This is a genomic window from Bacillus sp. z50, from assembly GCF_058313585.1.
In genome coordinates, this window is sequence record NZ_JBZFQL010000001.1 from 1189847 (window position 1) to 1213572 (window position 23726).

Consider the following 23726-nt stretch of genomic DNA (forward strand, 5'->3'; position numbering starts at 1 on the left):
ATCTCACTCCTTTAAGAGCCAATCCCCCGGCTAAAAAAAGGACTCCGGCAATTCAGGTTCCTTATTGGTTTGTATATATCCCTTTGGAATACTCACCACAGTTTGATCATATCTATTTTTTATGTCAGTGATCACTTCAGTTAGATAAGGATGATCACCGGTTATGATTATTTTAGTGACCTGATGCTGCTCATGGCTTAAGGAATATTGATAAAAGCTTAGCACCCGATCAATTTCTGTATAAGTATCCTCCAACAATTGCATATAATCTTCTTTGTCACTGGAATATTCCATGATTTGCTGATCTTCATTTATACGCAATAGTTCCCATTCACTACTTTGCCCTGTAATAGGGATATTTTTCATAAAGATCGGCTTATCATTTACAAAAACACTTGTGTTGACGGTATGCAAATTAAATTCAATCAGTAAGAGATGGTCTTTCGAATCTCTTTTTCCTGCATGAAAAAACAGCCTGTACAGCGACAAAGGCGAAATATCTGCTTCTATAGGATAAAGCTGAGATTTTTCAAGCAAAGTGGCGTACTCCGATACCACCTCTTCTTCAGCAGCGAATAACAGAATTTCCTTTTTTCCTCCGTCTCTTCCAACAGAACCACATCAAAAATGGGTTCCTCAAATGGAAGATGTATACTCGTTCCCATTTCCAAATATAAGTATCCCTTGATTTCATCATCTTTAATATCCTTTGGAATGGCAACCTTACGAATGACCAAACGGGAGTCTGGTACTAAAAACCGCACCTGACGTTTCTGTATTTTTCATTTAACAACACAATCACCTAAAATATCCTTTAGAAGGTCAAAATCAGTAATAATGCCGTCCTTTATAACACCGGCAGGTAAAAAATGCTCACCGCATTTATGAACAATCGGTGGGTCCAGCTGTTTAAGTTCTACATAACGAATCACATGGTCTTTTAATACCAGGTTCACAACCCGATTGCTGCCTGAAAATAAAGTAAAAGCCATTATAACTTCTCCCTTCCAAATCAATCACAAAAATTGTAAATACCAGTCTAGCAAGAACTCCCCAAAAAAGTAGGCCACCAGTGTACCAACGACGATGAACGGTCCAAATGGAATCGGCTTCCGCCGCTTCACAAGACCGATTAACATCCCAATGACTCCAAAGACAGCTCCAAAAAAGGTGGAGAATATAAAGGCGAGAATAACTCCCTTTACTCCCATCACAAATCCAATTAAACCGAATAATTTAATATCTCCGCCACCCATGCCGCCTTTGCTGATTACAGCGATAAAAAATGGGATTCCAAACCCGACAATAGCACCAGCTATACCGTCCCACCATGGGTCCAAAGGAATAAATACCCGAATAAACAAAAAAACAACTGTAAAAAACAGCAGAATTTTGTTCGGTATAAGCATGTACGTAATATCCGATATAAAAATAATGATCAGCAGGGAAATAAGTGCCCATGCCACAAACAATTCAGCAGTCCAGCCCAGCAGCATCGGAGCTGCCATAAATAGAATAGCCGTTGTCAGTTCCATCATCGGATAAATAGGTGAAATGCCCGCCTTACACTTACGGCACTTCCCCCCTTGAAACAAGTAAGACAATACAGGGATAAGCTCTATCGGTGTCAATGTATGGCCGCAGGCCGGACAAGCCGACCTCGGAGCCACAATCGATTCCTTCGCTGGAATCCTCAAACCTACCACATTATAAAATGAACCAAAGATGAGACCGGTGAGGAAGATTAAGAGATAGAGAGTAAACATTACAATCATGTAATATTTTCCATCTAATTCTTCTCGAAGTGCTACAAATTTTTTCATTGGCATTGACGTATATTCATATTGGGTATCCCCTAAAAGATCCTCAAGCTTTGTCGGGTAATAATTTTTATTATCGTAAATCTCCAAAACTCTTATTTTTGGAGTGCTTTCCGCTCCATGTGTTACGTTAGGAGCCTGCAATACCGTTGGAAATAAAATAATAATAGCAATTGCTAGTTTTAGCCGTCTTTTCATATACCCACCCCTCTAGCCTGTATTTTAAATAGAATCTATTCTTCACTCATACAAATTACCTATATTATCACTTATTATACATTCTTTACCATTATATTGTATATTTTTCAATAAATTATCTGCTCTATTTATAAATATTAATCTTATAGGATATTGTTGATTTACAGAGATAGGTAGATTTAACCTCATCTTTTTATCAAAATAGTAATAAATCCTTGAATTACTTCGATTTCTCTTTCAAAACTTTTATCAGCTGTTCCATATATGAAACTCACTTCCAAACAAATAGCTTTAGTCTATTTCTCTTGAACAAAAAAGACGTATTCCTCCTCTCTAGTAGTCGGAATACGTCTCTTTTATTTAATATATTGCGCCACTTTGTTACGTCCGGCGCGTTTTGCTCCTGTATACATAGCCCGGTCTGCATGACGGATTAATGAGTGAGGATCATCCGCATCAATTGGAGCGGTTGAAACTCCAATTGATGCAGTTACTCTTACATGAACCCTCCTGCTTTCACTACCTAAATCAGATACTAATTCATACGGCTTTGTTCCAATTTTTTGACGTACCAGTTCGGCAAATTTATAGCCTTCCTCCACTCCTGCACCAGGGAGGACAAGCACAAATTCTTCACCGCCATATCTGGCTGCAATCCCTTTAAATTGTACGAGTGAAGACAAACGTTCTGCTACCTGGCATAAAACTTCGTTCCCACCCAAATGTCCGTAAGAGTCATTTATTGACTTAAAGTGATCCAAGTCTATTAAGATAAGAGTTAATGTATCCAGCTTTCTTCCCCTTATCAGGATAAATTGTTCTTTTAAGTAATCTTCCAGAAAATAGTTGTTATATAGATTTGTTAAAGAGCAGCGTTCACTTTTGGCTTTTGTTTCTTCATAATGCTTCGCATTTTCAATAGCTGAAGCCAGATATGTAGAAAGAATATCTGCAATCGTTATCTGACTGTTTTCAAAAAAGTTTCTTTTCGAAGATATATGAAGGACAATCCCTTCCATTTGCTCTGCATTTAAAACCGGAACAATCAAGACGCTTTCTGCCCAATCAGGAATACCATGGTTTTCGTATTTCTTCAGGGAGGCAGAGCTCTGAATCAGCAATGTTTTTTTTGATTTCCATACTTCTCCTAACAAGCTGTCTGTTGCCGAGATTAAATTCAAATGGGGCATACCAGTCTCATTTTTACTTTCATAACGAACCATACGAAGGCGATTATTGGCTTTGCTATCCACACTAAGAATATAGGTTTCGTCCACTGGGAAAATCCTTGAAATTTCACCCAAAAATAAATCCAGTACTTGCTTGACTTCTAATCTTTCTGTCAATCTGTGACCAATTTGGCTCGCTTTTTGCAAATCTTCATTCATATGGTCAGCCCGATAATACAGTCTCATCACAAGAGCCAAACTCACAAGCGGTACGCCAACAATAATAATGGCTACCACCCCCAGCTCCTGATAGGTTGAATACAATAATAAACCGATTGGAAAGATGATAATACTGGATACGATATCCGCAACCTGATCTTTTGCAACAAACTCTACTTTTGCCTTATATACAAACACATCTATGAGTAAAGCACAAATAAAATTAGATAAGAACCAGACAATTTGGTGGATTACAATTAATGAAAATACACTTATATCCGATAAGTCCAAATTAGAATGCTGACCGCCAAGCAAATAATAGATTAATCCGCTTGTTAATGAATTAATAAAAAACATTAAAGAATTCATCGGAATGCGGAAAAGCTCATCCTTGCTTATTTTTATTCTATAGAGCAATGTTATTACTCCGATTTGCGAAAGGATTATTTCAACAAATAATCCGTACTCAAGGAATAGAGCCAAGGATACACCCTGAAGGAGAAAAATTGGCAATCCATTTATCATAATAGGGTAATACGTAATAATACAAAGCAGTAATAGGAACAGAAGAATATCAATCGAAAAAAAGCTTCCTAAAATAGGATACTCCGTATATGAAATATATAAACTTGCAGGGACGATCAATAACCAAAGTATCCAAATAATGAAGCGTTTTTGTTTTGTAACCATTACCGCCCCTCCGTTCAGGAATTTCATCCATCTTATGTCAAATTTTATCAAAAATTCTGACATCTGTCACACAAGTATTTACAAAAACAGGTCTTATGGAGGATTGTCATGAACATCATTACTTTTACATGAATTTAGTTATGACTTTCGAATAATTTCATTGACGATATATGGACGAATAGACGCCAAAAAATATAAAGAGCCTGTGACCAATAGCATATCTCTGTCTTTCATTTTGGCTAATATCTCATTTATTCCTTCTACCCAATCTTTTTTTACATCCTTATGAGGGTGTCGGCTATGTTTAAAAAGCTCCTCTGCCTCATTCATTCGTTCTAATGGAATCTCCGTAAAAGTTATACTTGCTGCCTTTTGTTCAATCATCTGAATCATCTTTGTATAATCCTTGTCCTTTAAGGCCGCAAACAAAATATGTATATCACAATTTGGGTAACGATCATCAATCGTTGAAAGCAGAGAGTTTATACCTGACACATTATGTGCGCCGTCCAGGATGATTAGCGGCTGGTTCGACACAATCTCAAAACGCCCTTTCCATCTGGCAGATGCCAGTCCTTTTCTGATACTTTCTTCCCGAATCGAAAAGCGATACGTTTCACTAAGTAATATTGAACTGATGACAGCAAGCGCTGCATTCTCAACTTGATGGCTTCCAAGCATGCTAATATGTAAATTCTCCAGTAAGTATTCTCGCCATTTAACCGTGAAAACTTCCTGATTTTTAGGGTGAGAGCGGTTCAAAATCTTAAATTCTTTTCCTAGCGTATATAAAGCAGCATTCATTTTCTCTGCCTGTTTTGTTAGGGGCTCTAATGCTTCCTCATCTTTTACACCTGTAACAACTGATGTTCCATTCTTGATAATACCTGCTTTCTCTGTTGCAATTTCACCCAAAGAATTTCCGAGAATGTTGGTATGCTCTAAAGAGATGCTGGTAATGATCTCCAAAAGCGGTTCAATTACATTAGTGGAATCAAGTCTCCCCCCAAGTCCGGTTTCAATAATAAGAATATCCGGTTGCTCATTTTTAAAATGCAGAAAAGCTAATATAGTCGTTACTTCAAAAGCAGTTAGATAATCCCCTTTTTGCTCTGATTCATTTATTACAGGGAGGAGGTAATTTAATAATTCAACTAGCTTATTGTCCGAAATCATTTCCTCATCAATCATAATTTGTTCGTTCAGCTTTTCAAGATAGGGAGATGTAAAGGTACCTACCCGGTAGCCCTCTGCCACCAAAATATGTTTTAAAAATGTAAGCGTAGAACCTTTGCCATTTGAGCCTGCTATATGTATACAAGGAATGCTGCGCTCCGGATTTCCCAATTTACGTAAGACTCTTTCCATTCTTTCCAGGCCAAAATCCATCCCAAGTTTTGCTGTACGGTCTGCAAGAAACTTCTCTGCCTGTTGATAATCCTGTATCATTTTTTTCACTCCTCAACCATTGCGCTATGTATTAGTATGACATGATTGAACAAAAACACCCTGTTCAAATGCTTCGAACAGGGCGCAATAAAATGTCTTAAGCCAATTCTTCTAAATCCTTCAGGCGGCTTTGTACAGCCTCACGTTTTTCAACATAGTCTGCCAGCTTCGCTTTTTCTTCTTCAATCACCTTTTCAGGCGCTTTTTTCATGAAGCCTTCATTGGATAGCTTTTTCTCAATTCTTTCTACTTCTTTTTTCCATTTTTCAAGTTCTTTTTGAAGACGTTTTTGTTCCTCTTCAATATTTAATAGACCTTGCAATGGAAGAATTAATTCAACACCCGTTACGATAGCTGTCATCGCTTTATCATCAGCAGGGATGTCTGTACCAATTGTTAATTCCTCTGGATTACAGAAGCGCTCGATATAGCTGCTGTTTTTCTCAAGAACAGCTTGTGTTTCTGCATCTTTCGCCTTCAAAGAAAGCTTGATTTTTTTGCTGAGCGGCGTGTTCACTTCTGCGCGAATATTACGTACTGTACGAATGATTTCGACAAGCAATTTCATTTCATCAGAAGCTTTTTCATCCGTTAAGTCCGGATTTACAACAGGCCAAGATGCTGTTGTGATGGACTCCCCTTGGTGAGGAAGGTTCTGCCAAATTTCTTCAGTGATGAATGGCATAAATGGATGTAACAATCGCATCGTTTGATCCAATACGTACGCAAGGATAGAACGTGTTGTAAGTTTAGCTTCCTCGTCTTCTCCATATAGAGGGAGCTTCGCCATTTCAATATACCAATCACAGAAATCATCCCAAATGAAGTTGTATAATGCACGGCCAACTTCACCGAATTCATATTTATCTGCCAGTCTTGTTACAGTTTCAATCGTTTCGTTTAGACGAGTTAAAATCCATTTATCCGCAACTGATTTTTCGCCTGTTAAATCAATCTCTTCATATTTCAGCCCATTCATATTCATCAAGCAGAAACGGGATGCATTCCAAATTTTATTGGCAAAGTTCCAAACAGATTCTACTTTTTCATAGCTGAAACGTAAATCCTGACCTGGTGAGCTTCCAGTTGTTAAGAAATATCTTAATGAATCCGCACCATATTTCTCAATAACCTCCATTGGATCTACACCATTACCAAGAGATTTACTCATTTTCTTGCCATGCTCATCACGTACAAGTCCATGAATCAATACATCTTTGAATGGACGCTCTCCAGTGAATTCAAGTCCCTGGAAAATCATTCTTGATACCCAGAAGAAAATAATATCGTATCCAGTCACAAGAGCTGCTGTTGGATAATAACGTTTAAAGTCTTCTGAATCTGTATCAGGCCAGCCCATTGTGGAAAACGGCCATAACGCAGAACTGAACCATGTATCCAATACATCTGTATCCTGCGTCCAGTTTTCGATATCTGCAGGATCTTCCATTCCTACATGTACCTCGCCTGTTTCCTTATGGTACCAAGCCGGAATGCGGTGACCCCACCAAAGCTGTCTGGAGATACACCAGTCATGGATATTATCCATCCAATTCAAATATGTTTTCTCAAAGCGTTCCGGTACGAATTCTACTTTACCTTCAGTGGATTGCATTTCAATTGCACGCTCTGCCAATGGTCCCATTTTAACAAACCATTGTGTAGATAAATAAGGCTCTACAACAGATCCGCTTCTTTCAGAGTGTCCAACCTGATGGATATGCTCTTCAATTTTGAACAACACTCCCTGATCCTGAAGATCTTTCACAATTTGCTTACGGCAATCGAAACGGTCCATACCTTCATATTTGCCAGCCTTCGCGTTCATCGTTCCGTCTTCATTCATAACTAGAATGCGTTCAAGATTATGACGATTACCTACCTCGAAGTCATTAGGATCATGTGCTGGTGTAATTTTTACAACGCCGGAACCAAAATCCATCTCTACATAATCATCGCCAACAATCGGAATTTCTCTTCCTACGATTGGCAGGATAACCGTTTTTCCAATCAGGTGCTTATAACGGTCATCTTCCGGGTGAACTGCAACTGCTGTATCGCCAAGCATTGTTTCCGGACGAGTTGTCGCAACTTCAATATGCCCGCTGCCATCTGCAAGTGGGTAGCGCATATGATAAAAAGCACCCTTAACCTCTTTATGAATTACTTCAATATCAGAGATCGCTGTTTTTGTACTTGGATCCCAGTTAATAATATATTCACCGCGGTAAATAAGGCCTTTTTCATAAAGTTTTACAAACACTTCACGAACAGCTTTTGAAAGTCCCTCATCTAGAGTAAAGCGTTCACGAGTATAATCAAGGCCCAATCCAATTTTTGCCCATTGCTCACGGATATGAGATGCGTATTCCTCTTTCCATTTCCATGTTTCTTCAACAAATTTCTCACGTCCCAAATCATAACGTGAAACACCTTGATTGCGCAGTTTTTCTTCTACCTTCGCTTGAGTTGCGATTCCCGCATGGTCCATACCTGGCAGCCATAATACGTCATAACCCTGCATTCTCTTCATTCTTGTCAAAATATCCTGAAGCGCAGTATCCCATGCATGACCTAAATGCAGTTTACCCGTTACGTTTGGAGGAGGAATTACAATCGTATAAGGTTCTTTTTGTTTATCCTGTCCCGCTTCAAAGAATTTACCCTTTAACCACCAATCATAGCGTCCTTTTTCGATTGATTGAGGATCGTATTTGGTTGGCATACCAATATCCGTTTGTTGCTCCATTTTTCATTCTCCTTTACTTTCATAATTGGTGAAAAACGCAATAAAAAAACCGCTTCATCCTCTATATAAAAAGGACGAAACGGTATGTCTCGCGGTACCACCTTTGTTCCAATACAAATAACTGTTGTATCGGCACTTCATTTCGTTAACGGCTCTTCACCGGTTATCCGCTACTATTGACGTTCACGGAAACAGCTCCCGGGCGACCTTCTGCGATTACGGTTACTGAAGGAATCTTACAGCCGATGGATTCCTCTCTCTTACAGTCTTAATCACATACTCTTCCCATTCAAAGCTTTTCATTGTTATTTTGGTTTCTCATAATCGGAAATCATTTTTTAATACTGTTATCATACATAAGTATGCATCTACTCGTCAATCATTGTTTCCCATTTTTCTATATTTTATTCAAGCCTATGTCCAAGGTGTCATCGTCAATTCTCATTCTTAGACGCTTTAAATAATGCTGTACAGACACCCATTCAGGGGTAATTTTATATTCTATCATAAAGGGGGAATTTACATGCGAAAAAAGGTAACTCAATACAATATGCCTCCGTGGATTCGAAATACAAGAAATGTCTTACAGCAATTCTCCATTCCCTTTGCCGTTTTTCAAGGAATCCGGACATTCTTTTTTCCGACCACTTTTGATTTATTTCTGCTATTATTACTGATTGGTCTTGCTTTAGCCTTCCACTTTGATATTCTGTAATCTTTTATAACTATTCATTTAGACCAGGTAGGTTTGCCTGGTTTTTGTTTGATACAGCCTATCATTTTATTATGTTGATGCCATATCTTTTATTTCTCTTCCTTCGCCTTTTTGCTTTCTTCTATTTGTTCCATCCTCATAATAATATATTCAATGTTTTTTAATAACCAATACTGCCTTTGGAATCTTCGGCAAAATTGTATTTCATCCTGTTTACCTTTTTTTCTGGAGTATTGTTCTACTACCTTGATACAATTAGCCGGATAGGCTAAATAGGATAAGAATAAACGCAGCTCACCCTCCTTGTAGGGAAAATACTTCAGATAAAGATAGATCCACTCAACTATTTCTTCACCCTGGATTGGATAAGTTTTTAACTGCTTAACGACAAAAGGCAATAAGTCGAAATAGGCAGGTGCGGTTTTACTCTGTTCAAAATTGATAAAATGGCCATAACCATTTTCACTATATAAGAAATGATGAATTGAGATATTTCCATGGGTCACCACACTGCGTACTTTTTCTTCTTCCTTTGTTAGGTCAAACCACTCCTTCAGTTTATTTAAGGAATACGTCAGAGCCTGAGACAAGTCATAAAAGCACATACTAAACAACTGCTCAAACGGAGACATATACCACTTCTTTTCGATGGTTGTTACCATTTCACGAATAAATTCCTTTTGCTCCTCCCACTCCTTGACTGTTTTTTCATAATGCTCTTCCCGTTCCTCTTTCGTAATGTTAATTTCTTTGCCAGATAGCGTATGCATTCTTGCCAATTCCCTGAACATCTGCTGGTGTCGTTCTGCCCGTTCCTCTATATGTTCATCCGGCAGCCAAGGCATAAGGTAACTGATTTTATCATGAGTTAATACTCCATATCTGCCATCAACTGTTGGAAAAATCGGAACAATTCGGTTATATCCATTTTGATATAGGTTCTGCACATTTTTGATAAAATCAATGCCTTTGGTTGCCGGGATGGTTTTAATCGCAAATATACCATTGTTCGTATATACTTTTTTTACTTTTCCAAAATCCTCGTAAAATTCAAGTTCCAATTGATAGTTTCTTAGAAACTCAGATATCCACTCCTGATCTTTTCTTAACATTCCTCTGGCACCCTTTCTGCATGTGCCCTTTTTGGAAACCAATGAAATCTATTTCAGCTGCCCTATCATAAGTCATTATTTTTTAATGAGCTATGCAGCCATGTTTCTCACAGTTAAATTGCATTGTACTATTCCTATTAAAAAAGCAGAGCATATAATGCTGTGCTCTGCTGTTAACTAGACCTATTATTTATAAGAAGCAGCAGCTTCAGGAATATAAATTACCTGACCAGCTTTTAGATCGGATGTTAATTCCAACCCGTTTATTCTCGCGATATGCTGAACGCTCGTTTTATATCGATCTGCCAGAACATCAATATTTTCTCCATTTTGGACAATACAGACTCTTACTTTTGATTGTTGTGATTCTTCCTCCTCTGTAAATAAATCGTATAACAAAGATTTAGACTTACCTTCAGTTTGATCTTCGTTCTCCTTCCCATTCTTTCTTTTAGAATCAGACGATTGATACTTTTTCTCTACATACTGATTGGATGTTTGTTCTTTTTTCTGTTGACGTATGCGAGAAACATTTGTTTCCGGTTCTACTGCAGCTTTATTCAAATCTGGTGCTACATTCGCTTGAGATTGGTGCGGCTGTACTCTGTCATATTCAGGACTTTCCTCTTTTTCATATTCTGAACTTTCCTCTTTTTCATATTCTGAACTTTCCTCTTTTCCATACTCGGCAGTAAAAGGAACGACTTCCATTAATTCCGGAGGACCCTCATCAAATCTATTATCATATGGAATGGAAAAAGATTGGTTTTCATCTTTTTGCTTTTGTCTGTCAACTAATTGGTCCGGTTCAAAAGCAAAAGGGCTATAGTCCTTGTCTGTATGATCTGACTCATCATTCGGCTGTGTTTCTTCATAATCGGCTGGTTGATGCAGTCGGGGTGACAATTTAGTTTCAACATAAAAATGGTCATCCTGGTTATGATTACTCTCTATATAAGAAGTTGGGTTCTTGAGATAAATCTCAGGCGAATCTGCCAAATCCTCCTGCTCCTGATCCTCATCCTCAGAATTTTCCCGATATAAATGCACCTCTATCTGTTCTTCCTCTTGCTCATTATGGACTTCTGCCTGAATAGTAATCTCCTCTGCTGACTCCTCAAAATCTTCGTTGATTTTATTCCATGTATGAGTATGATGCTCTTCCTGAAATCGCCCGGATGTTCCATTTTGATAGTTTGAAGTCTCTTCCCGTTCCTCTGTCTCTGTCACTTGCGTCTGCTCTTCAGGCAAATTATCGTAAACTCCACCAATCCATAAATCTGCTCTAATTTGCAGATATCCCTTTTCTGGCAGCTTATAATCAAAGGTATGCACACCTATATTAAGCTCATCCATTTCCCGAACTCTTTCTGCAGGAATCGTTATATCTACAGGAAATTGCTGATGGAATTCAAATAAATGATGCTCCCTTTGTTCGATTACAGAAACATAGCGCCGAAACGGATCTTCTGCTCCTTCTTCCTGTCCTGTTGCCTCAGTGGCCTTATATTCCCCCATTAAATCCAGAGTCCCTTTAAGAATCACATACTGTTCTACTTGATGAGCTGAAACATTTGGTTCAAGCGAAATGGAATACAGTTCCTCAACTTCCTGTCCCCTTTGAAACCACACACTCTCTTCTAATGAAAATCGTAATGACGATGCATGATCCTCAGACACCCAATTTCCTCCCTTCAGCCCTTTTCATCTAAATGCCATTATCAGCCTATGCTGCAGATACAGAAAATATGTGCTTTGTTAAACGTATGTCTGGAGAATAAAAAAATTCCCCCGAGAGCATACTCGGGGGAATCTACTAATCACTTTATCTCATTCAAATTGGAGCATGGACTCTCGCCTAAAACAAAGGTAAGCAGCAGTAAGAAGTCGATTAGTTCAACTAATGCTCCGTGTGGAATGAAAGTAATTCCTCAACGGACATTGTTTCACTTTATCGTTTAATTGCTTTAAACGCTTTTTGGGCAGCCTGTATAGTCTTTTGAATATCTTCATTACTATGTTCAACTGAAAGAAAGATTCCTTCAAATTGAGAAGGCGGCAAGAATACACCATTTTCCGCCATTTCTTTATAATAATTCGCAAAAAATTGAAGATCTGATTGTTTTGCAGACTCGTAATCTTTAACCTGTTCATTAGTAAAGAAGAAGCCAATCATAGACCCTGCTCGATTACACGTTAAAGGTACTTGGTAGGTTTCAGCTGCTTCCTTAAACCCTGCCTCTAAGAGATCTGCTTTTTTAGTAAACTCTTTATACGTATCCTCATTAAGCTGGATTAACGTTTCATAACCGGCTGTCATCGCAATCGGATTTCCTGATAATGTACCGGCTTGATAGATGGAACCGCTTGGCGCAATTTGGCTCATGATCTCTTTTTTACCGCCGAATGCTCCTACTGGAAGTCCTCCGCCAATTACTTTTCCTAGACAAGTTAAATCTGGAGTAACATCGAAATGACCTTGCGCACATTGATAATCAACACGGAAACCGGTCATAACTTCGTCAAAGACTAATAAAGAACCGTGATTTTCAGTAATTTCTCTTAATCCCTGCAAGAAGCCTGGCAGTGGAGGGACTACTCCCATATTTCCCGCAACTGGCTCTACAATTACAGCTGCTATATCTTCGCCATATTGGTCAAAAGCAAGTTTTACACTCTCAAGATCATTGTATGGAACTGTAATGGTATTTCGCGCAACGCCCTCTGGAACACCAGGGCTATCTGGCAAACCAAGTGTAGCAACTCCTGAACCTGCTTTGATAAGCAATGAATCTCCATGTCCGTGATAACATCCTTCAAATTTAAGGATCTTATCTCGTCCTGTATATCCTCGTGCCAGACGAAGTGCGCTCATGGTTGCTTCTGTACCGGAGGAAACCATCCGTATCATTTCAATTGATGGGACACGATCAATTACAAGCTGTGCCAATTTATTTTCCATTAAAGTTGGAGCACCAAAGCTTGTACCAGTTTCAGCAACCTTTTTAATCGCCTCTACTACCCGGTCATTTGCATGGCCAAGAATCAGCGGTCCCCAGGAAAGAACATAATCAATATATTCATTGCCATCAATATCATAGATTTTTGAACCCTTTCCTCTTTCCATAAAAATCGGATCCATATTTACAGATTTAAAAGCACGGACAGGGCTGTTTACGCCGCCCGGCAATAAATTGATGGATTCCTGGAATGCTTTCTTAGAATTTTCATATGAACGCATATGCTGCAATCTCCTTTATATATGGAATTAATTTGATTCTTTTAACCATTTTGCTGCATCTTTTGCAAAGTAAGTAATGATTAAATCTACACCGGCACGTTTCATACCAGTTAGCATTTCCATCACAATAGCTTTTTCGTCAATCCAGCCATTTGCACCAGCTGCTTTAACCATGGAATACTCTCCACTTACATTATAAGCTACAAGAGGCAGATTTACTGTATTCTTCACATCGCGAATGATATCGAGGAAAGCAAGAGCTGGCTTCACAATGATAAAATCCGCTCCCTCCTGAACGTCTGATTCAGCTTCACGCAAGGCTTCAATACGGTTGGCATAATCCATTTGATAGGATTTTCTATCACCAAATTGAGGTGCTCCGTTTGCTGCTTCACGGAATGGACCATAAAATGCGGATGCATATTTAACGGCATAGGACATGATTGGGATGTGCTGATAGCCTGATTCATCAAGACCCTGGCGAATCGCAGCCACAAATCCATCCATCATATTGGAAGGAGCAATAATATCCGCTCCTGCTTCCGCCTGGCTGACAGCTGTTTTAACCAAAAGCTCCAGACTTTCATCGTTTAAGATTTCATCATTTTCAACCATACCGCAGTGACCGTGGCTTGTATATTCACATAAACATGTATCAGCTACAACAAGAATTTCAGGATAGTTTTCTTTTACAAAACGAATCCCTTTTTGGACAATCCCATGTGTATGAAAAGCACCTGTCCCACATTCATCCTTATTTTCCTGATCCGGTACTCCAAAGAGAATGACAGATTTGATACCAAGTGAAGCCACTTCATCCATTTCCTCTTTCAAACGATCCATGGAAAATTGATAGATTCCTGGCATAGAAGTAACGGGGTTCTTTTCATTTGTACCTTCCGTAATAAAAATCGGATAAATAAAGTCTTCTACATGTAAATGTGTTTCACGCACAAGCGCTCTCATAGATTCATTTCTTCTTAATCTTCTGTGTCGATTAAATTCAATATTGGCCATTTTAAGGTCCTCCTATATTACGAATAATACTGCCTTAATTCTTTCATCATTTCATCTACGGTATATTGCTCCGGACATAATGTGACAGCCACGCCCAGTTCTTCGGCTCTTTTCCTCGTGACCGGTCCGATTGCAACTGTCACTTTATCTATCAAACAGTCAAATAAATGATGTTTTTTCACGGTCTTCATAAAATGATTTACTGTCGAAGGGCTCGTAAATAATAGAATATCTATCTTTTTATTTGTAAGTACATCCACCAAGGCTTGTTCACTGTCTTCTGGCATACGGTTGCTGTAAATAACGGACTCCTCTGTATGTATACCTGCAGCTATCAGCCCATTAAATAGATAATCTCTCGCCAAATCACCCTTTATAATGAGCACAGATTCGCTCGTATCCACTACTTCCAGAAACGCAGGCAAAAAAGATTCAGCTACATATTTCGGTGGGATAAAAGTAGGCTGCAGACCATGTTCCTGCAAGGCTGCTTTCGTTTTTTTACCAATGGCTGCTATTTTAGGATAGATTCCTTCAAATTCCATTTCGTTCAGCATCTCACAAAATAGATCAACACCCGGCTTGCTTGTGAAAACGATCCAATCAAAAGATTCCAGCCTGCTCAGCTTTTCTTTTACTGATTCAAGCCTATCTGCATCAACCTTTTGAAACGAAAGAAGAGGCACCTTAATTGGTACCCCTCCATGCTCAGCAATCATGGCACACAATTGTTCGGCCTGCGCTTCTTCTCTTGTAACCAATACGCCTTTACCCGAAAGAAACAAGGAATGCTTCATTTAGCTTTCCATCTCCTCTTTAACCTTTTCAATTAAAGTCTTTGCTCCCCGTTCGATTAGGCGATTGGCAGCTGTTATACCTAAGCTTTCAGGATCATCTCCTGAAATTTGTTCACGATAAATGGTACGCCCATCAGGCGTTCCGACGAGTGCCTGGAATTGTAAGGTCCCTTTTTCGTCTTTATATGCAAAACCTGCAATTGGAACCTGACAGCCACCCTCCATTTTATTGAGGAAGACACGCTCCGCTGTAACAGCTTCTTTTGTATCCTGACAAGTTAATTTAGCTAATTCCTGCAATAGCTCATGATCGTCTGCTCTGCATTCAATCGCCAGCGCCCCTTGGCCAACTGCAGGTATGCAAGTATCTTCATCAAGGAAATCACTGACAACATCCTTTTTCCAGCCTAATCTCGAAAGACCTGCTGCCGCCAATACGATTGCATCATATTCTTCATCTTTTAATTTTTGAATACGTGTATCCACATTCCCTCTAATCCACTTGATTGTTAAATCCGGACGTTTTGCCAACAATTGAGCACTTCTTCTTAAGCTGCTTGTACCGACAATCGCACCTTCCGGAAGTTCTGCAAGCGTTAGATTATTTTTTGAAATCAACACATCACGATGATCCTCACGCTCTGGAATACAGCCAATTGTTAACCCTTCTGGAAGCTCTGCCGGCATGTCTTTCATGCTATGAATGGCCATATCAATTTCCCCATCTAGCATGGCTTGTTCGATTTCTTTTACAAAAAGACCTTTTCCTCCGACCTTAGAGAGAGTTACGTCTAAAATCCTGTCACCCTTTGTCACAATTTCTTTCAATTCAAATTCAAACGGTAATCCCAGATTTTTCAGCTGGTCAATAACCCAATTAGATTGTGTCAATGCTAATTTACTTCTACGTGAACCGATAATGATTTTTCTCATGATTTACCCTCCATCAATAGACATGAAATGCTGATATGCTGCCGAAAAAGAAGAAATTCACTAGCACTAACAAGAATGAACCAATATTCCAATAAGCGAGTGATTTCCCATAAATCCGGTTGTTAACTTTAAGATATAAATAGATTCCATATATAATTAGGCAGGCAAATGAGCCAAGAATTTTACTATCATACCAATTAATATCCGAAACGATTATATAGGCCCATTCAAGACCTAGTATTAATGATAATAATAACAGAGGTACACCGATTGCTACCAGTATATAAGACAGCTGTTCCAGTTTCGCCAGATCTCCCAGCCTGTTCAGCCTTTTCCCCCATTTCTTTCGCTTTAATAAATCGTACTGTATTAGATACAAAATTGAAAAGACAAAGGAAAGAGCAAACGCTGCATAAGATAGAATGGCAACTGTAATATGAATCATGGATAGCTCAGATAACACCTTAGTTTGCGCTTCTGCCGTAGAATAGGATTCTAATGTTGAGAATATATGAATGACCATCAAACCAAACCCTATTACATTTGTAAAAAACATAAAAAAATCTGTCCGTATTATCCGGTTTAGGATGAGTGAAAAGGTAATCAATATCCACACGTAAAAATATAATCCTTCAAATAAGGTAAGAACCGGGAATCTTCCCACTTCAAACATATATAGACATAAAAAAATTGTTTGCATCAACCAAACAATCGAAAGAAACCAGAAGGCTGCCTTATGAGCCTTCCGATTATTTTGTAAAAAATCTATGAAATAGAATAAGACACTAAGTCCATATAATATAATTGTAATTTCTTGCAATCTATTTAAATTAATATCAATCATATATCCCATCCTTGCTTAATATGGTTGTGACACCACTTTCAAGACAGGTCTATTTTGCTGGACCGATGTTTTAGATTGGAATGGCATTGCCGCCTTAAATTCCTGTTCTTCTACAAGCTCCTCAATATTGAAGATCGAGACAAATGCCTGTAAAGCAGCCTCTGGATTCTTCATTTCTGCCATATCTTTTGCATAAAGAATCGGATCTTTAAGCATCTGATTAATGATGCTCTTCGTATGCTTATTAATAACCTTCCATTCTCTTTCACTTAGGCCTGGTAATTTACGCTGCATACTCTCCATTGTTTCTGCCTGAATATCTAATGCTTTCTCGCGCAATGCAGAAATCACAGGAACAACACCAAGCATTTTGATCCATTGATTGAATTCAACCAGCTCACTTTCAATCATGATCATAATTTGTTCTGCTGCTTCTTTTCTTTCTGCCAGGTTCGCCTGAACGATACCTTCTAAATCGTCTATATCATAAAGAAAGACGCTGTCCAGTTCCATTAGTTTAGGATCTAAATCACGCGGTACGGCAATATCAACCATAAAAATCGGACGGCCTTTTCTTAAAATGTTGATATTTTCCATCATTTCTTTTGTAATTACATATTCCTTTGATCCAGTCGAACTGATTAATATATCTGCATCAAGCAGGGCACATTGCAATTCCTGAAGCATTTTTGCCTGTCCAGAGAATTTAGATGCCAATATTTCGGCTTTTTCCAAGGTTCTGTTAATTACCGTTACTTGATTGGCACCATTGCTATATAAATTTTCAATGGCAAGCTGGCCCATTTTCCCGGCACCGACTACGAGGATTTTCTTATCCTGAAGCGAACCAAAGATTTTTTTACCAAGCTCAACCGCTGCATAGCTGATTGATACCGCATTTTTATTGATTTCCGTTTCAGAGTGAGCTTTTTTGGCAAGCGTAATCACCCGTTTAAACAGATTATTAAACAATACTCCGACGGTATTTTCTTCCTGTGCCTGCTGGAAGCTTTTCTTCACCTGTCCAAGTATTTGAGTTTCTCCCAATACCATGGAGTTCAATCCACAGGCAACCTGGAATAAATGATTAACTGCTCCGTCCTGCTCATAAACATATAAATAGGAGGAAAGTTCATTTTGGTCAACCGCGAACCACTCTGCTAAAAATTCTTTAATATAATATCTGCCCGTGTGCAGCTGATCCACTACTGCATAAACCTCTGTCCGATTACAGGTGGAAACAATGATATTTTCAAGGATACTTTTTTTCTTACTTAATGATTTCATCGCTTCCGGCAGCTGTCCCAATTCAAAACTGACTTTTTCACGGATTTCAACAGGAGCAGTTTTGTAATTAAGACCGACAACAATTATATGCATTTCCCCTGTCACACCCCCATCTGAGCATATTCTTTTGCAAGTATATCATTGGTGTATATGAAAAATTTTCCACAAATTGTGAACATTATCGTAACTCTATATCAATTAAACATGTAAATGAGAAATTCTCATGAAATAAAAACCTGGTATAATTAATGTATAATAGGTTAAATCTTAATTGCCAAAATGTTTCTCTGACAGTATTATGTGTAAATTAAATCACTAATTGTACATTATCAAAGATTAGAATAATTATCAATAATAATAAACCGGGAGACTACATATGAAAGAATATCGTTATTTTTCAAGCACTATTTTGATTGGCTTTGGTCTTTTTTATTTTTTAAAATCAATTAACTTTTCCCTATTGTCACCTTATTATTCATGGGGATCTCTTTGTATTATTATCGGATTAGCCTTTCTTGCTGAAAGCAGGTTTGGCAGTCATTCTGATTTTATACTGCCTGGAATCTTGCTCACTGGATTCGGTTTACACCAATACATAGCCGTCCATTTGGAAAACTGGCCAGCTGAGCATACAGCCCTATTTTTATTTATTAGTTTGGGTCTTTTATTGCTTCATCTAAAAAAAGGAGCTGGTAAAGGCCCGGGGATTTTATTCCTTGTTGTCTCTATCATCTTTATATTCCATGAGAGAATCTTAACTATACTGGGCTTGGTTCATTTTGTTGATTTCTTTAATCACTACTGGCCTGTTCTTTTAATGCTCATTGGCGGATTCATTCTATTTAAGAAAAAATAAAAGCAGATAGCATGTCAACCCTACCTATTGTGGTCAGGGTTGCTGCATTAGGCTATCTGCCTTTCTTTTTTATAATCTCTTTTCGTAACTTGTTACTATTAGAAAAAAAAGAGAGACAACTTTTACTGTCTCCTTGTTTCACTAAAGCCCTCATAGTTTACGTACAATTGTTCATGATATTTGGTAAGCAATAGGCTGCATTCTTAAAGATTCCGTTTCCATTCTCTTACATTTATCTAGATGAAAAAGCCACTTCCAAAAAGAAGTGACTTTCTTGTTATTCCGCTAAAGCCCCCGTTAGCTCAATAAGAATCCATTTATTGAAACATAAAAAGGAAACATAGAACCAACGATACACATATAAACCCAAAACCCTTTTTTACCTTTTTGAAGTTCACCTAATCCCATCACTAACATCAAAAAACCTAATAGTAAAGTCATATAAGAGCTAAAATCATAGTTTTCAGTTATCTTACTATAAACAGATAAACTAATAATACTTATTGCTAAGATAATTCTTAACGTTTGTAGCATATTTCCCTCCCACAATACATATGTACATATTAAAAAAATACCTTTTCCACTTTGCTTTTTGCAAAAATTCGCAAATCTCTTATAGAGCTAAACTGCCCCGATTATGGAGAATTAGAAATTTACTAGGAATATTGATCACTATTCAAATATATGAGGTTTTTCTGCTTTCATAGATATGTGACCACATTCGGTGCAAACATTAACAAGTATCTTAGAACCACCTTTCCAATCCAGTTTTTTAGCTGGTTGCAAAGTGCCTCCAAATCCTGCCCATCTAGCTTCTCCTATTGCTGCACTACCGCATTCTAAACACTTCCGTTCCGTCATTTTTTCGCCTCAATTCCGTTATTTTTGATATAATAATTTATTCCATTACCTAGACATTTTTGAGCACAAGTTAAACAACACACTTCATTTAACCTGCTCCGTTACTACCATAAGAAATTCAACAAAAAAGAGCATTAATCCTTCTTCTTGGATCAATGACCCCGTTAGTTGAATACTATCCTTTTAGTCTGGGGCGGAATTTAATTCACTAATTCCTCTCATAATGCCTCTTATAATTAACTGCCCTAAGATATAAACAACAGAAATGAATATAATTGCGAAGTCTCTTCCGAAAGGTTTAAACCAACTTCCATCATCAACAATAAAAAAATAGCCAAACAACAAAGAAATAACTGTCATTATAAAATTGACTCCAAGAAACAAAGGGAATTTTATGTTTCTCGATGTTATGCCTACAACAATTATGAACAATAGAAATACGGGAAATAAGAAAACAACATCGTGCTCCCCAAGATGACAGTAGTTATATTCGTATAAATGAAATAAGAATGGAACTGGAATAAGTGCTAAAATGATTTTAATAAAATTCATTTTATGTATGCCTCCATATAATCTAAGTTAATATTACTATTTCAACATCTTTGTCAGGATTCCTTCTTCAACTAAACTGCCCCTTTAGCCTAATAAAAAAGACCGTCAATCTGACAGCCCTGATCTTCTGCTATTGCTTGATTTGTTAAATTTCACAATAAACAAGGTACTTTTTCAATCGCTTTTAATTTCATAACTTCTTACTTTCTCATTTTCATCAAACTCTAGGATTAACCATTCACTATCAATGGGGATTAACCCTCTTTCATCACCTAGATAATATACAATATTATCTTTTTCCTTAAAATAATTTGTTTCGGTCGCTGTTCCTAACAACACTGTTACTTCATCCTTTGTCATCTTTACCAAATCGTATTCTTCAAATAAATTATCAACCATATGTACTCTTGATGACTCATCACTCAGCCATCTATCAATGTTAAAGTGTGATTTGTATTCATTAATACCTAACATAATTCCGCAACATAAAGGAAGAAAACCAGCAACAACCATTGTACTTATAAATTTATTTTTATAATCTCCAATGCCCCCAAAATTATCATCTGAAGCTTTCCACAAAGCTAATTGAAAGGCTAATAACAAGAGTAAAGGCAAAATAATTGCCGTAACACTTACAATGTTGTACGAAGAATGTGCAAGTCTAATAATAATGAAGTAACCAACATAGAGGAATACATAGAATATGCAGTATAACCCAAACAACCACGACCATATGTTTTTCATTTTCAAAACTCCAAAATTTATCTATTTTTGTTTCGTTTTCAGTATCCATCTATTCCTCATACTATTCCGCTGTCTTACAGTCTATATATTACCACAATAACCCAATTACTTCTTCCGCTAAACTGCCCCGTTAGTAAAAAAGCGACTGCTCCTCTTCCGCAATCGCATCTGTTTGTTTAGCAAGATTTTATTTCTAATTCTCATCCTTAAAAATAATTTTAGCAAATACTGCACCAACAATAGTCATTATGCCTGCAAAAAGACCCCTATATATCGACTTATCCCAATCTACAAAAGAATCTACAACGGTAAGTATTGTGGCAACAAATGCAGATGTAAAGATGATTTGTGGTGTATTTAATTTTGCATTTAATTTCATATTTGAATTCCCCATTTCGGTGTCATCGTGCCCCGTTTACCCTATTTCCTATATTTATTCTACTTTCAAAAGGCTTTATCCTTCTTCCGCTAAACTGCCCCTTTGGCTGAATAAGGCAAGGTAAAACAACAATCCTTACAAGCATATATTTGAAAGTTGCTACCCTAAGATAATCTCAGAGGTCTTTTATTATGCACATCTTTTTTTAATACTTAATATGATTCACATAGTATCATTAGACTGTTTCTTATATTTTTCGCTTTGTAAAGCAAAGAAAACCCACATTATAGTAATAAAAGTTACGTAACCAGTGCTATTTTCAATAGGTCTTCCAATAATCCATCCAATTATATCTGCACTTAATAAAGCTAAAAACGTAAGGGTGACGATGAGAAGAACGGAATGAATAAACAATTTAGGGAATCTAATCATTGATATACTTGTGAAGTTAAACATTAAAAACGCCTCCTGATAATAGAGTTAGCACATAAAATTTACTAAGTCTCCTTAATAAAAGAAATTCTGTATTATAGACCAATTCAATATTACCATATTCAGTAAATAACTATCTCTAGCATTAAAAAAATCTAAATGTTCTTCTTCCGCTAAACCAGCTAATAGGTTGTCAATATCTCTCTGTATATTTCATTTTTTTATATGCTATACTGTTTTTGGGTATGCCAAATAACCCTCCAGTTTCTTTTTGGAAGGTTTTTCTTATGTTGGATAAATATCATTTCCTAAGCTAAATCTAGGAAATTCTCGTTCTTTTTCAATAAAGCATAAATCCAGTGAAGCAGCTTGTTGATACAAGCTACAATGGCAACTTTTGAAGGTTTTCCTTCTGAACGTTTTCTATCATAGAACTCTTTGAGCTTTTTATTTCTAGAGCCTCTTATCCCACATAAAACAGCTAAATACAAACTATGCCTTAGCCTACTGGATCCTCGTTTGGTTATACGATTTATGTTCGCAGTAAACTTACCAGATGAATAGACACTGGGATCTACTCCAGCGAAGGCCACTAACTTTTTAGGGTGATTAAACCGATCAATTTCTCCTATCTCCGAAATGATTGTTGCCGCAATCTTTTCACCGATACCAGGAATCGATTGGATAATCTTATATTCTTCTATTTCATTTGCCAGGGATACCATTTGGCTCTCTAAATCCGTAAGGTGTCCTTGGTAGTGAAATAAAATATCGATATACATACTAAGATTGATAAGATGGCTTTCATATCGCACTTTCTGAAAAGGATTTTGAGAAGCTGAATGAATGAGCTTTCTTGCCTTTTCTTTGGCCCACTGTACAGACCGACTGGGACAATGTTCTCGTATCCTATCTTCTAGCTCTTCCTTGCTAGCCCTTAGAACCTTCTCCGAGGTAGGGTATTCCTTTAATACCGATAAAGATACTTTCGAAAATAGATCCCCAAAAACCTTTCTATATTCAGGGAAAACCTGATCTAAAATCGTATGGAAATGCAATTTTGCCTCCACATACATATTCGTCATTATCTCTTGTTGTCTCGATAGATTCCGAATATTTAGAAGTTGAATTCCTCTCCTTTTTTGAGGTTCAAATTCTTCTTTATAATAGAGAACACATAATTGATACGCATCAAACGCATCAGTTTTCACCTTTCTTAAACTGGCCTTCTTCGCTTGATGAGAAATGATTGGATTCAATAAGATATAAAGTATGTCATTCTCTTCTAAGCATTGAACAACTGGGGTATGATAATGTCCTGTTGATTCCAATATAACCACAGGCATCTGCCCAGTTGTTTCCTTCATTTCTTCTAAGAAATAGATAAACTTCTCCAACTCTTCACGATTATGCTTAATCGAAAAACTTGTTCCATACGGCTTTCCTTTATCTAAAAAAGCCTGTACTTCACTTTCTTCTTTGGCTATATCTATACCCACAACTGGGTTCATTCTTTCTCCTCCTCTGATAAATTCACCAGTATCCCTATTTCCTCCAAGTAGTATTATAGCTTCGCTTGTTATACGAGATCTCAGTCCCAACCAGCCTCAAACATATTTCTACAAGTAGGGGGTGAACAGTTTAGCGGACGGGATCATTTGT

General features: G+C 37.5%; 23 protein-coding genes and 1 other annotated feature. Of the genes, 2 read left to right on the forward strand and 21 right to left on the reverse strand.

Features of this window, described 5'->3' with window-relative positions:
• Positions 1 to 30 precede the first annotated feature (30 nt).
• From AC4G3N_RS05715 to AC4G3N_RS05740, 6 genes are all read right to left on the reverse strand, one after another.
• Entirely contained in the window at positions 31 to 537 is a 507-nt protein-coding gene (locus tag AC4G3N_RS05715; protein WP_077248078.1) for a type IV pilus biogenesis protein PilM, read from the reverse strand.
• 245 nt (positions 538 to 782) lie between these two features.
• The gene (locus AC4G3N_RS05720; protein WP_077248080.1) at positions 783 to 992 is read right to left on the reverse strand and encodes a type IV pilus biogenesis protein PilM; all 210 of its coding nucleotides are present in this window, start codon (positions 990 to 992) and stop codon (positions 783 to 785) included.
• Positions 993 to 1016: 24 nt separating this feature from the next.
• The gene (locus AC4G3N_RS05725) at positions 1017 to 1766 is read right to left on the reverse strand and encodes a prepilin peptidase (protein ID WP_066105695.1); all 750 of its coding nucleotides are present in this window, start codon (positions 1764 to 1766) and stop codon (positions 1017 to 1019) included.
• A 608-nt stretch (positions 1767 to 2374) separates the two neighbouring features.
• On the reverse strand, positions 2375 to 4096 hold the full coding sequence (locus tag AC4G3N_RS05730; protein WP_180350012.1) for a sensor domain-containing diguanylate cyclase: 1722 nt from the start codon (positions 4094 to 4096) through the stop codon (positions 2375 to 2377).
• 138 nt (positions 4097 to 4234) lie between these two features.
• Positions 4235 to 5545, reverse strand: coding sequence for a bifunctional folylpolyglutamate synthase/dihydrofolate synthase (locus tag AC4G3N_RS05735; protein ID WP_148630217.1), 1311 nt, complete (start codon positions 5543 to 5545; stop codon positions 4235 to 4237).
• 97 nt (positions 5546 to 5642) lie between these two features.
• On the reverse strand, positions 5643 to 8294 hold the full coding sequence (locus AC4G3N_RS05740; protein WP_139892626.1) for a valine--tRNA ligase: 2652 nt from the start codon (positions 8292 to 8294) through the stop codon (positions 5643 to 5645).
• 67 nt (positions 8295 to 8361) lie between these two features.
• Positions 8362 to 8596, reverse strand: a binding site (T-box leader).
• A gap of 221 nt (positions 8597 to 8817) precedes the next feature.
• Between AC4G3N_RS05740 and AC4G3N_RS05745 the strand changes: the two genes are divergently transcribed.
• Positions 8818 to 9009 (forward strand): YszA family small membrane protein, encoded by a 192-nt coding sequence (locus tag AC4G3N_RS05745; RefSeq protein WP_066105566.1) that lies wholly within the window; start codon positions 8818 to 8820, stop codon positions 9007 to 9009.
• Between the two features lie 89 nt (positions 9010 to 9098).
• Here AC4G3N_RS05745 and ysxE read toward each other — a convergent pair whose 3' ends face one another.
• From ysxE to hemA, 8 genes are all read right to left on the reverse strand, one after another.
• Positions 9099 to 10121 (reverse strand): spore coat protein YsxE, encoded by a 1023-nt coding sequence (ysxE, locus tag AC4G3N_RS05750; RefSeq protein WP_140461961.1) that lies wholly within the window; start codon positions 10119 to 10121, stop codon positions 9099 to 9101.
• A gap of 186 nt (positions 10122 to 10307) precedes the next feature.
• On the reverse strand, positions 10308 to 11801 hold the full coding sequence (locus tag AC4G3N_RS05755) for a LysM peptidoglycan-binding domain-containing protein (protein WP_139892628.1): 1494 nt from the start codon (positions 11799 to 11801) through the stop codon (positions 10308 to 10310).
• 271 nt (positions 11802 to 12072) lie between these two features.
• Positions 12073 to 13362, reverse strand: coding sequence for a glutamate-1-semialdehyde 2,1-aminomutase (gene hemL / locus AC4G3N_RS05760; protein ID WP_066105575.1), 1290 nt, complete (start codon positions 13360 to 13362; stop codon positions 12073 to 12075).
• A gap of 27 nt (positions 13363 to 13389) precedes the next feature.
• Entirely contained in the window at positions 13390 to 14379 is a 990-nt protein-coding gene (hemB, locus tag AC4G3N_RS05765; RefSeq protein ID WP_066105578.1) for a porphobilinogen synthase, read from the reverse strand.
• Between the two features lie 17 nt (positions 14380 to 14396).
• A complete protein-coding gene (locus tag AC4G3N_RS05770; protein ID WP_139892629.1) occupies positions 14397 to 15176 on the reverse strand; it encodes a uroporphyrinogen-III synthase in 780 nt (259 codons plus the stop codon).
• Positions 15177 to 16109, reverse strand: coding sequence for a hydroxymethylbilane synthase (gene hemC / locus AC4G3N_RS05775; RefSeq protein ID WP_066105588.1), 933 nt, complete (start codon positions 16107 to 16109; stop codon positions 15177 to 15179). It lies immediately after the preceding gene.
• Between the two features lie 13 nt (positions 16110 to 16122).
• On the reverse strand, positions 16123 to 16953 hold the full coding sequence (locus AC4G3N_RS05780) for a cytochrome C assembly family protein (RefSeq protein WP_066105591.1): 831 nt from the start codon (positions 16951 to 16953) through the stop codon (positions 16123 to 16125).
• Between the two features lie 15 nt (positions 16954 to 16968).
• Positions 16969 to 18333 (reverse strand): glutamyl-tRNA reductase, encoded by a 1365-nt coding sequence (hemA, locus tag AC4G3N_RS05785; protein ID WP_066105594.1) that lies wholly within the window; start codon positions 18331 to 18333, stop codon positions 16969 to 16971.
• A gap of 283 nt (positions 18334 to 18616) precedes the next feature.
• On the opposite strand from hemA, the gene AC4G3N_RS05790 reads away from it, so the two are divergent.
• On the forward strand, positions 18617 to 19096 hold the full coding sequence (locus AC4G3N_RS05790) for a hypothetical protein (RefSeq protein ID WP_491089864.1): 480 nt from the start codon (positions 18617 to 18619) through the stop codon (positions 19094 to 19096).
• Between the two features lie 297 nt (positions 19097 to 19393).
• Here AC4G3N_RS05790 and AC4G3N_RS05795 read toward each other — a convergent pair whose 3' ends face one another.
• The 7 genes from AC4G3N_RS05795 to AC4G3N_RS05825 form a co-directional block, all read right to left on the reverse strand.
• Positions 19394 to 19630, reverse strand: a complete 237-nt coding sequence (locus AC4G3N_RS05795) for a DUF3953 domain-containing protein (RefSeq protein ID WP_491089865.1) — start codon at positions 19628 to 19630, stop codon at positions 19394 to 19396.
• A 138-nt stretch (positions 19631 to 19768) separates the two neighbouring features.
• On the reverse strand, positions 19769 to 19957 hold the full coding sequence (locus AC4G3N_RS05800; RefSeq protein ID WP_491089866.1) for a hypothetical protein: 189 nt from the start codon (positions 19955 to 19957) through the stop codon (positions 19769 to 19771).
• 183 nt (positions 19958 to 20140) lie between these two features.
• Positions 20141 to 20509 carry a hypothetical protein gene (locus tag AC4G3N_RS05805; protein ID WP_491089867.1) on the reverse strand — a complete coding sequence of 123 codons (369 nt, stop codon included), beginning with the start codon at positions 20507 to 20509 and terminating at the stop codon, positions 20141 to 20143.
• Between the two features lie 174 nt (positions 20510 to 20683).
• Complete coding sequence (locus AC4G3N_RS05810; protein ID WP_491089868.1) at positions 20684 to 21253, reverse strand: hypothetical protein; 570 nt, start codon at positions 21251 to 21253, stop codon at positions 20684 to 20686.
• A gap of 193 nt (positions 21254 to 21446) precedes the next feature.
• Complete coding sequence (locus tag AC4G3N_RS05815) at positions 21447 to 21632, reverse strand: hypothetical protein (protein ID WP_151675538.1); 186 nt, start codon at positions 21630 to 21632, stop codon at positions 21447 to 21449.
• A 222-nt stretch (positions 21633 to 21854) separates the two neighbouring features.
• On the reverse strand, positions 21855 to 22088 hold the full coding sequence (locus tag AC4G3N_RS05820; protein ID WP_491089869.1) for a hypothetical protein: 234 nt from the start codon (positions 22086 to 22088) through the stop codon (positions 21855 to 21857).
• 284 nt (positions 22089 to 22372) lie between these two features.
• Positions 22373 to 23575, reverse strand: a complete 1203-nt coding sequence (locus AC4G3N_RS05825; RefSeq protein WP_491089503.1) for an IS110 family RNA-guided transposase — start codon at positions 23573 to 23575, stop codon at positions 22373 to 22375.
• Positions 23576 to 23726: the final 151 nt, after the last annotated feature.

Bases quoted from the DNA above. Each gene is read 5' to 3' on its own strand.
- AC4G3N_RS05790 (WP_491089864.1), top strand. From the start codon at position 18,617: ATGAAAGAATATCGTTATTTTTCAAGCACTATTTTGATTGGCTTTGGT.
- hemB (WP_066105578.1), bottom strand. From the start codon at position 14,379: ATGGCCAATATTGAATTTAATCGACACAGAAGATTAAGAAGAAATGAA.
- AC4G3N_RS05805 (WP_491089867.1), bottom strand. From the start codon at position 20,509: ATGAATTTTATTAAAATCATTTTAGCACTTATTCCAGTTCCATTCTTA.
- AC4G3N_RS05720 (WP_077248080.1), bottom strand. From the start codon at position 992: ATGGCTTTTACTTTATTTTCAGGCAGCAATCGGGTTGTGAACCTGGTA.
- AC4G3N_RS05800 (WP_491089866.1), bottom strand. From the start codon at position 19,957: ATGACGGAACGGAAGTGTTTAGAATGCGGTAGTGCAGCAATAGGAGAA.
- AC4G3N_RS05815 (WP_151675538.1), bottom strand. From the start codon at position 21,632: ATGAAATTAAATGCAAAATTAAATACACCACAAATCATCTTTACATCT.
- hemA (WP_066105594.1), bottom strand. From the start codon at position 18,333: ATGCATATAATTGTTGTCGGTCTTAATTACAAAACTGCTCCTGTTGAA.
- AC4G3N_RS05795 (WP_491089865.1), bottom strand. From the start codon at position 19,630: ATGCTACAAACGTTAAGAATTATCTTAGCAATAAGTATTATTAGTTTA.
- AC4G3N_RS05780 (WP_066105591.1), bottom strand. From the start codon at position 16,953: ATGATTGATATTAATTTAAATAGATTGCAAGAAATTACAATTATATTA.
- AC4G3N_RS05770 (WP_139892629.1), bottom strand. From the start codon at position 15,176: ATGAAGCATTCCTTGTTTCTTTCGGGTAAAGGCGTATTGGTTACAAGA.
- AC4G3N_RS05730 (WP_180350012.1), bottom strand. From the start codon at position 4,096: ATGGTTACAAAACAAAAACGCTTCATTATTTGGATACTTTGGTTATTG.
- ysxE (WP_140461961.1), bottom strand. From the start codon at position 10,121: ATGTTAAGAAAAGATCAGGAGTGGATATCTGAGTTTCTAAGAAACTAT.
- AC4G3N_RS05745 (WP_066105566.1), top strand. From the start codon at position 8,818: ATGCGAAAAAAGGTAACTCAATACAATATGCCTCCGTGGATTCGAAAT.
- AC4G3N_RS05810 (WP_491089868.1), bottom strand. From the start codon at position 21,253: ATGAAAAACATATGGTCGTGGTTGTTTGGGTTATACTGCATATTCTAT.
- AC4G3N_RS05740 (WP_139892626.1), bottom strand. From the start codon at position 8,294: ATGGAGCAACAAACGGATATTGGTATGCCAACCAAATACGATCCTCAA.
- hemL (WP_066105575.1), bottom strand. From the start codon at position 13,362: ATGCGTTCATATGAAAATTCTAAGAAAGCATTCCAGGAATCCATCAAT.
- AC4G3N_RS05725 (WP_066105695.1), bottom strand. From the start codon at position 1,766: ATGTTTACTCTCTATCTCTTAATCTTCCTCACCGGTCTCATCTTTGGT.
- AC4G3N_RS05820 (WP_491089869.1), bottom strand. From the start codon at position 22,088: ATGTTTAACTTCACAAGTATATCAATGATTAGATTCCCTAAATTGTTT.
- hemC (WP_066105588.1), bottom strand. From the start codon at position 16,109: ATGAGAAAAATCATTATCGGTTCACGTAGAAGTAAATTAGCATTGACA.
- AC4G3N_RS05825 (WP_491089503.1), bottom strand. From the start codon at position 23,575: ATGAACCCAGTTGTGGGTATAGATATAGCCAAAGAAGAAAGTGAAGTA.
- AC4G3N_RS05735 (WP_148630217.1), bottom strand. From the start codon at position 5,545: ATGATACAGGATTATCAACAGGCAGAGAAGTTTCTTGCAGACCGTACA.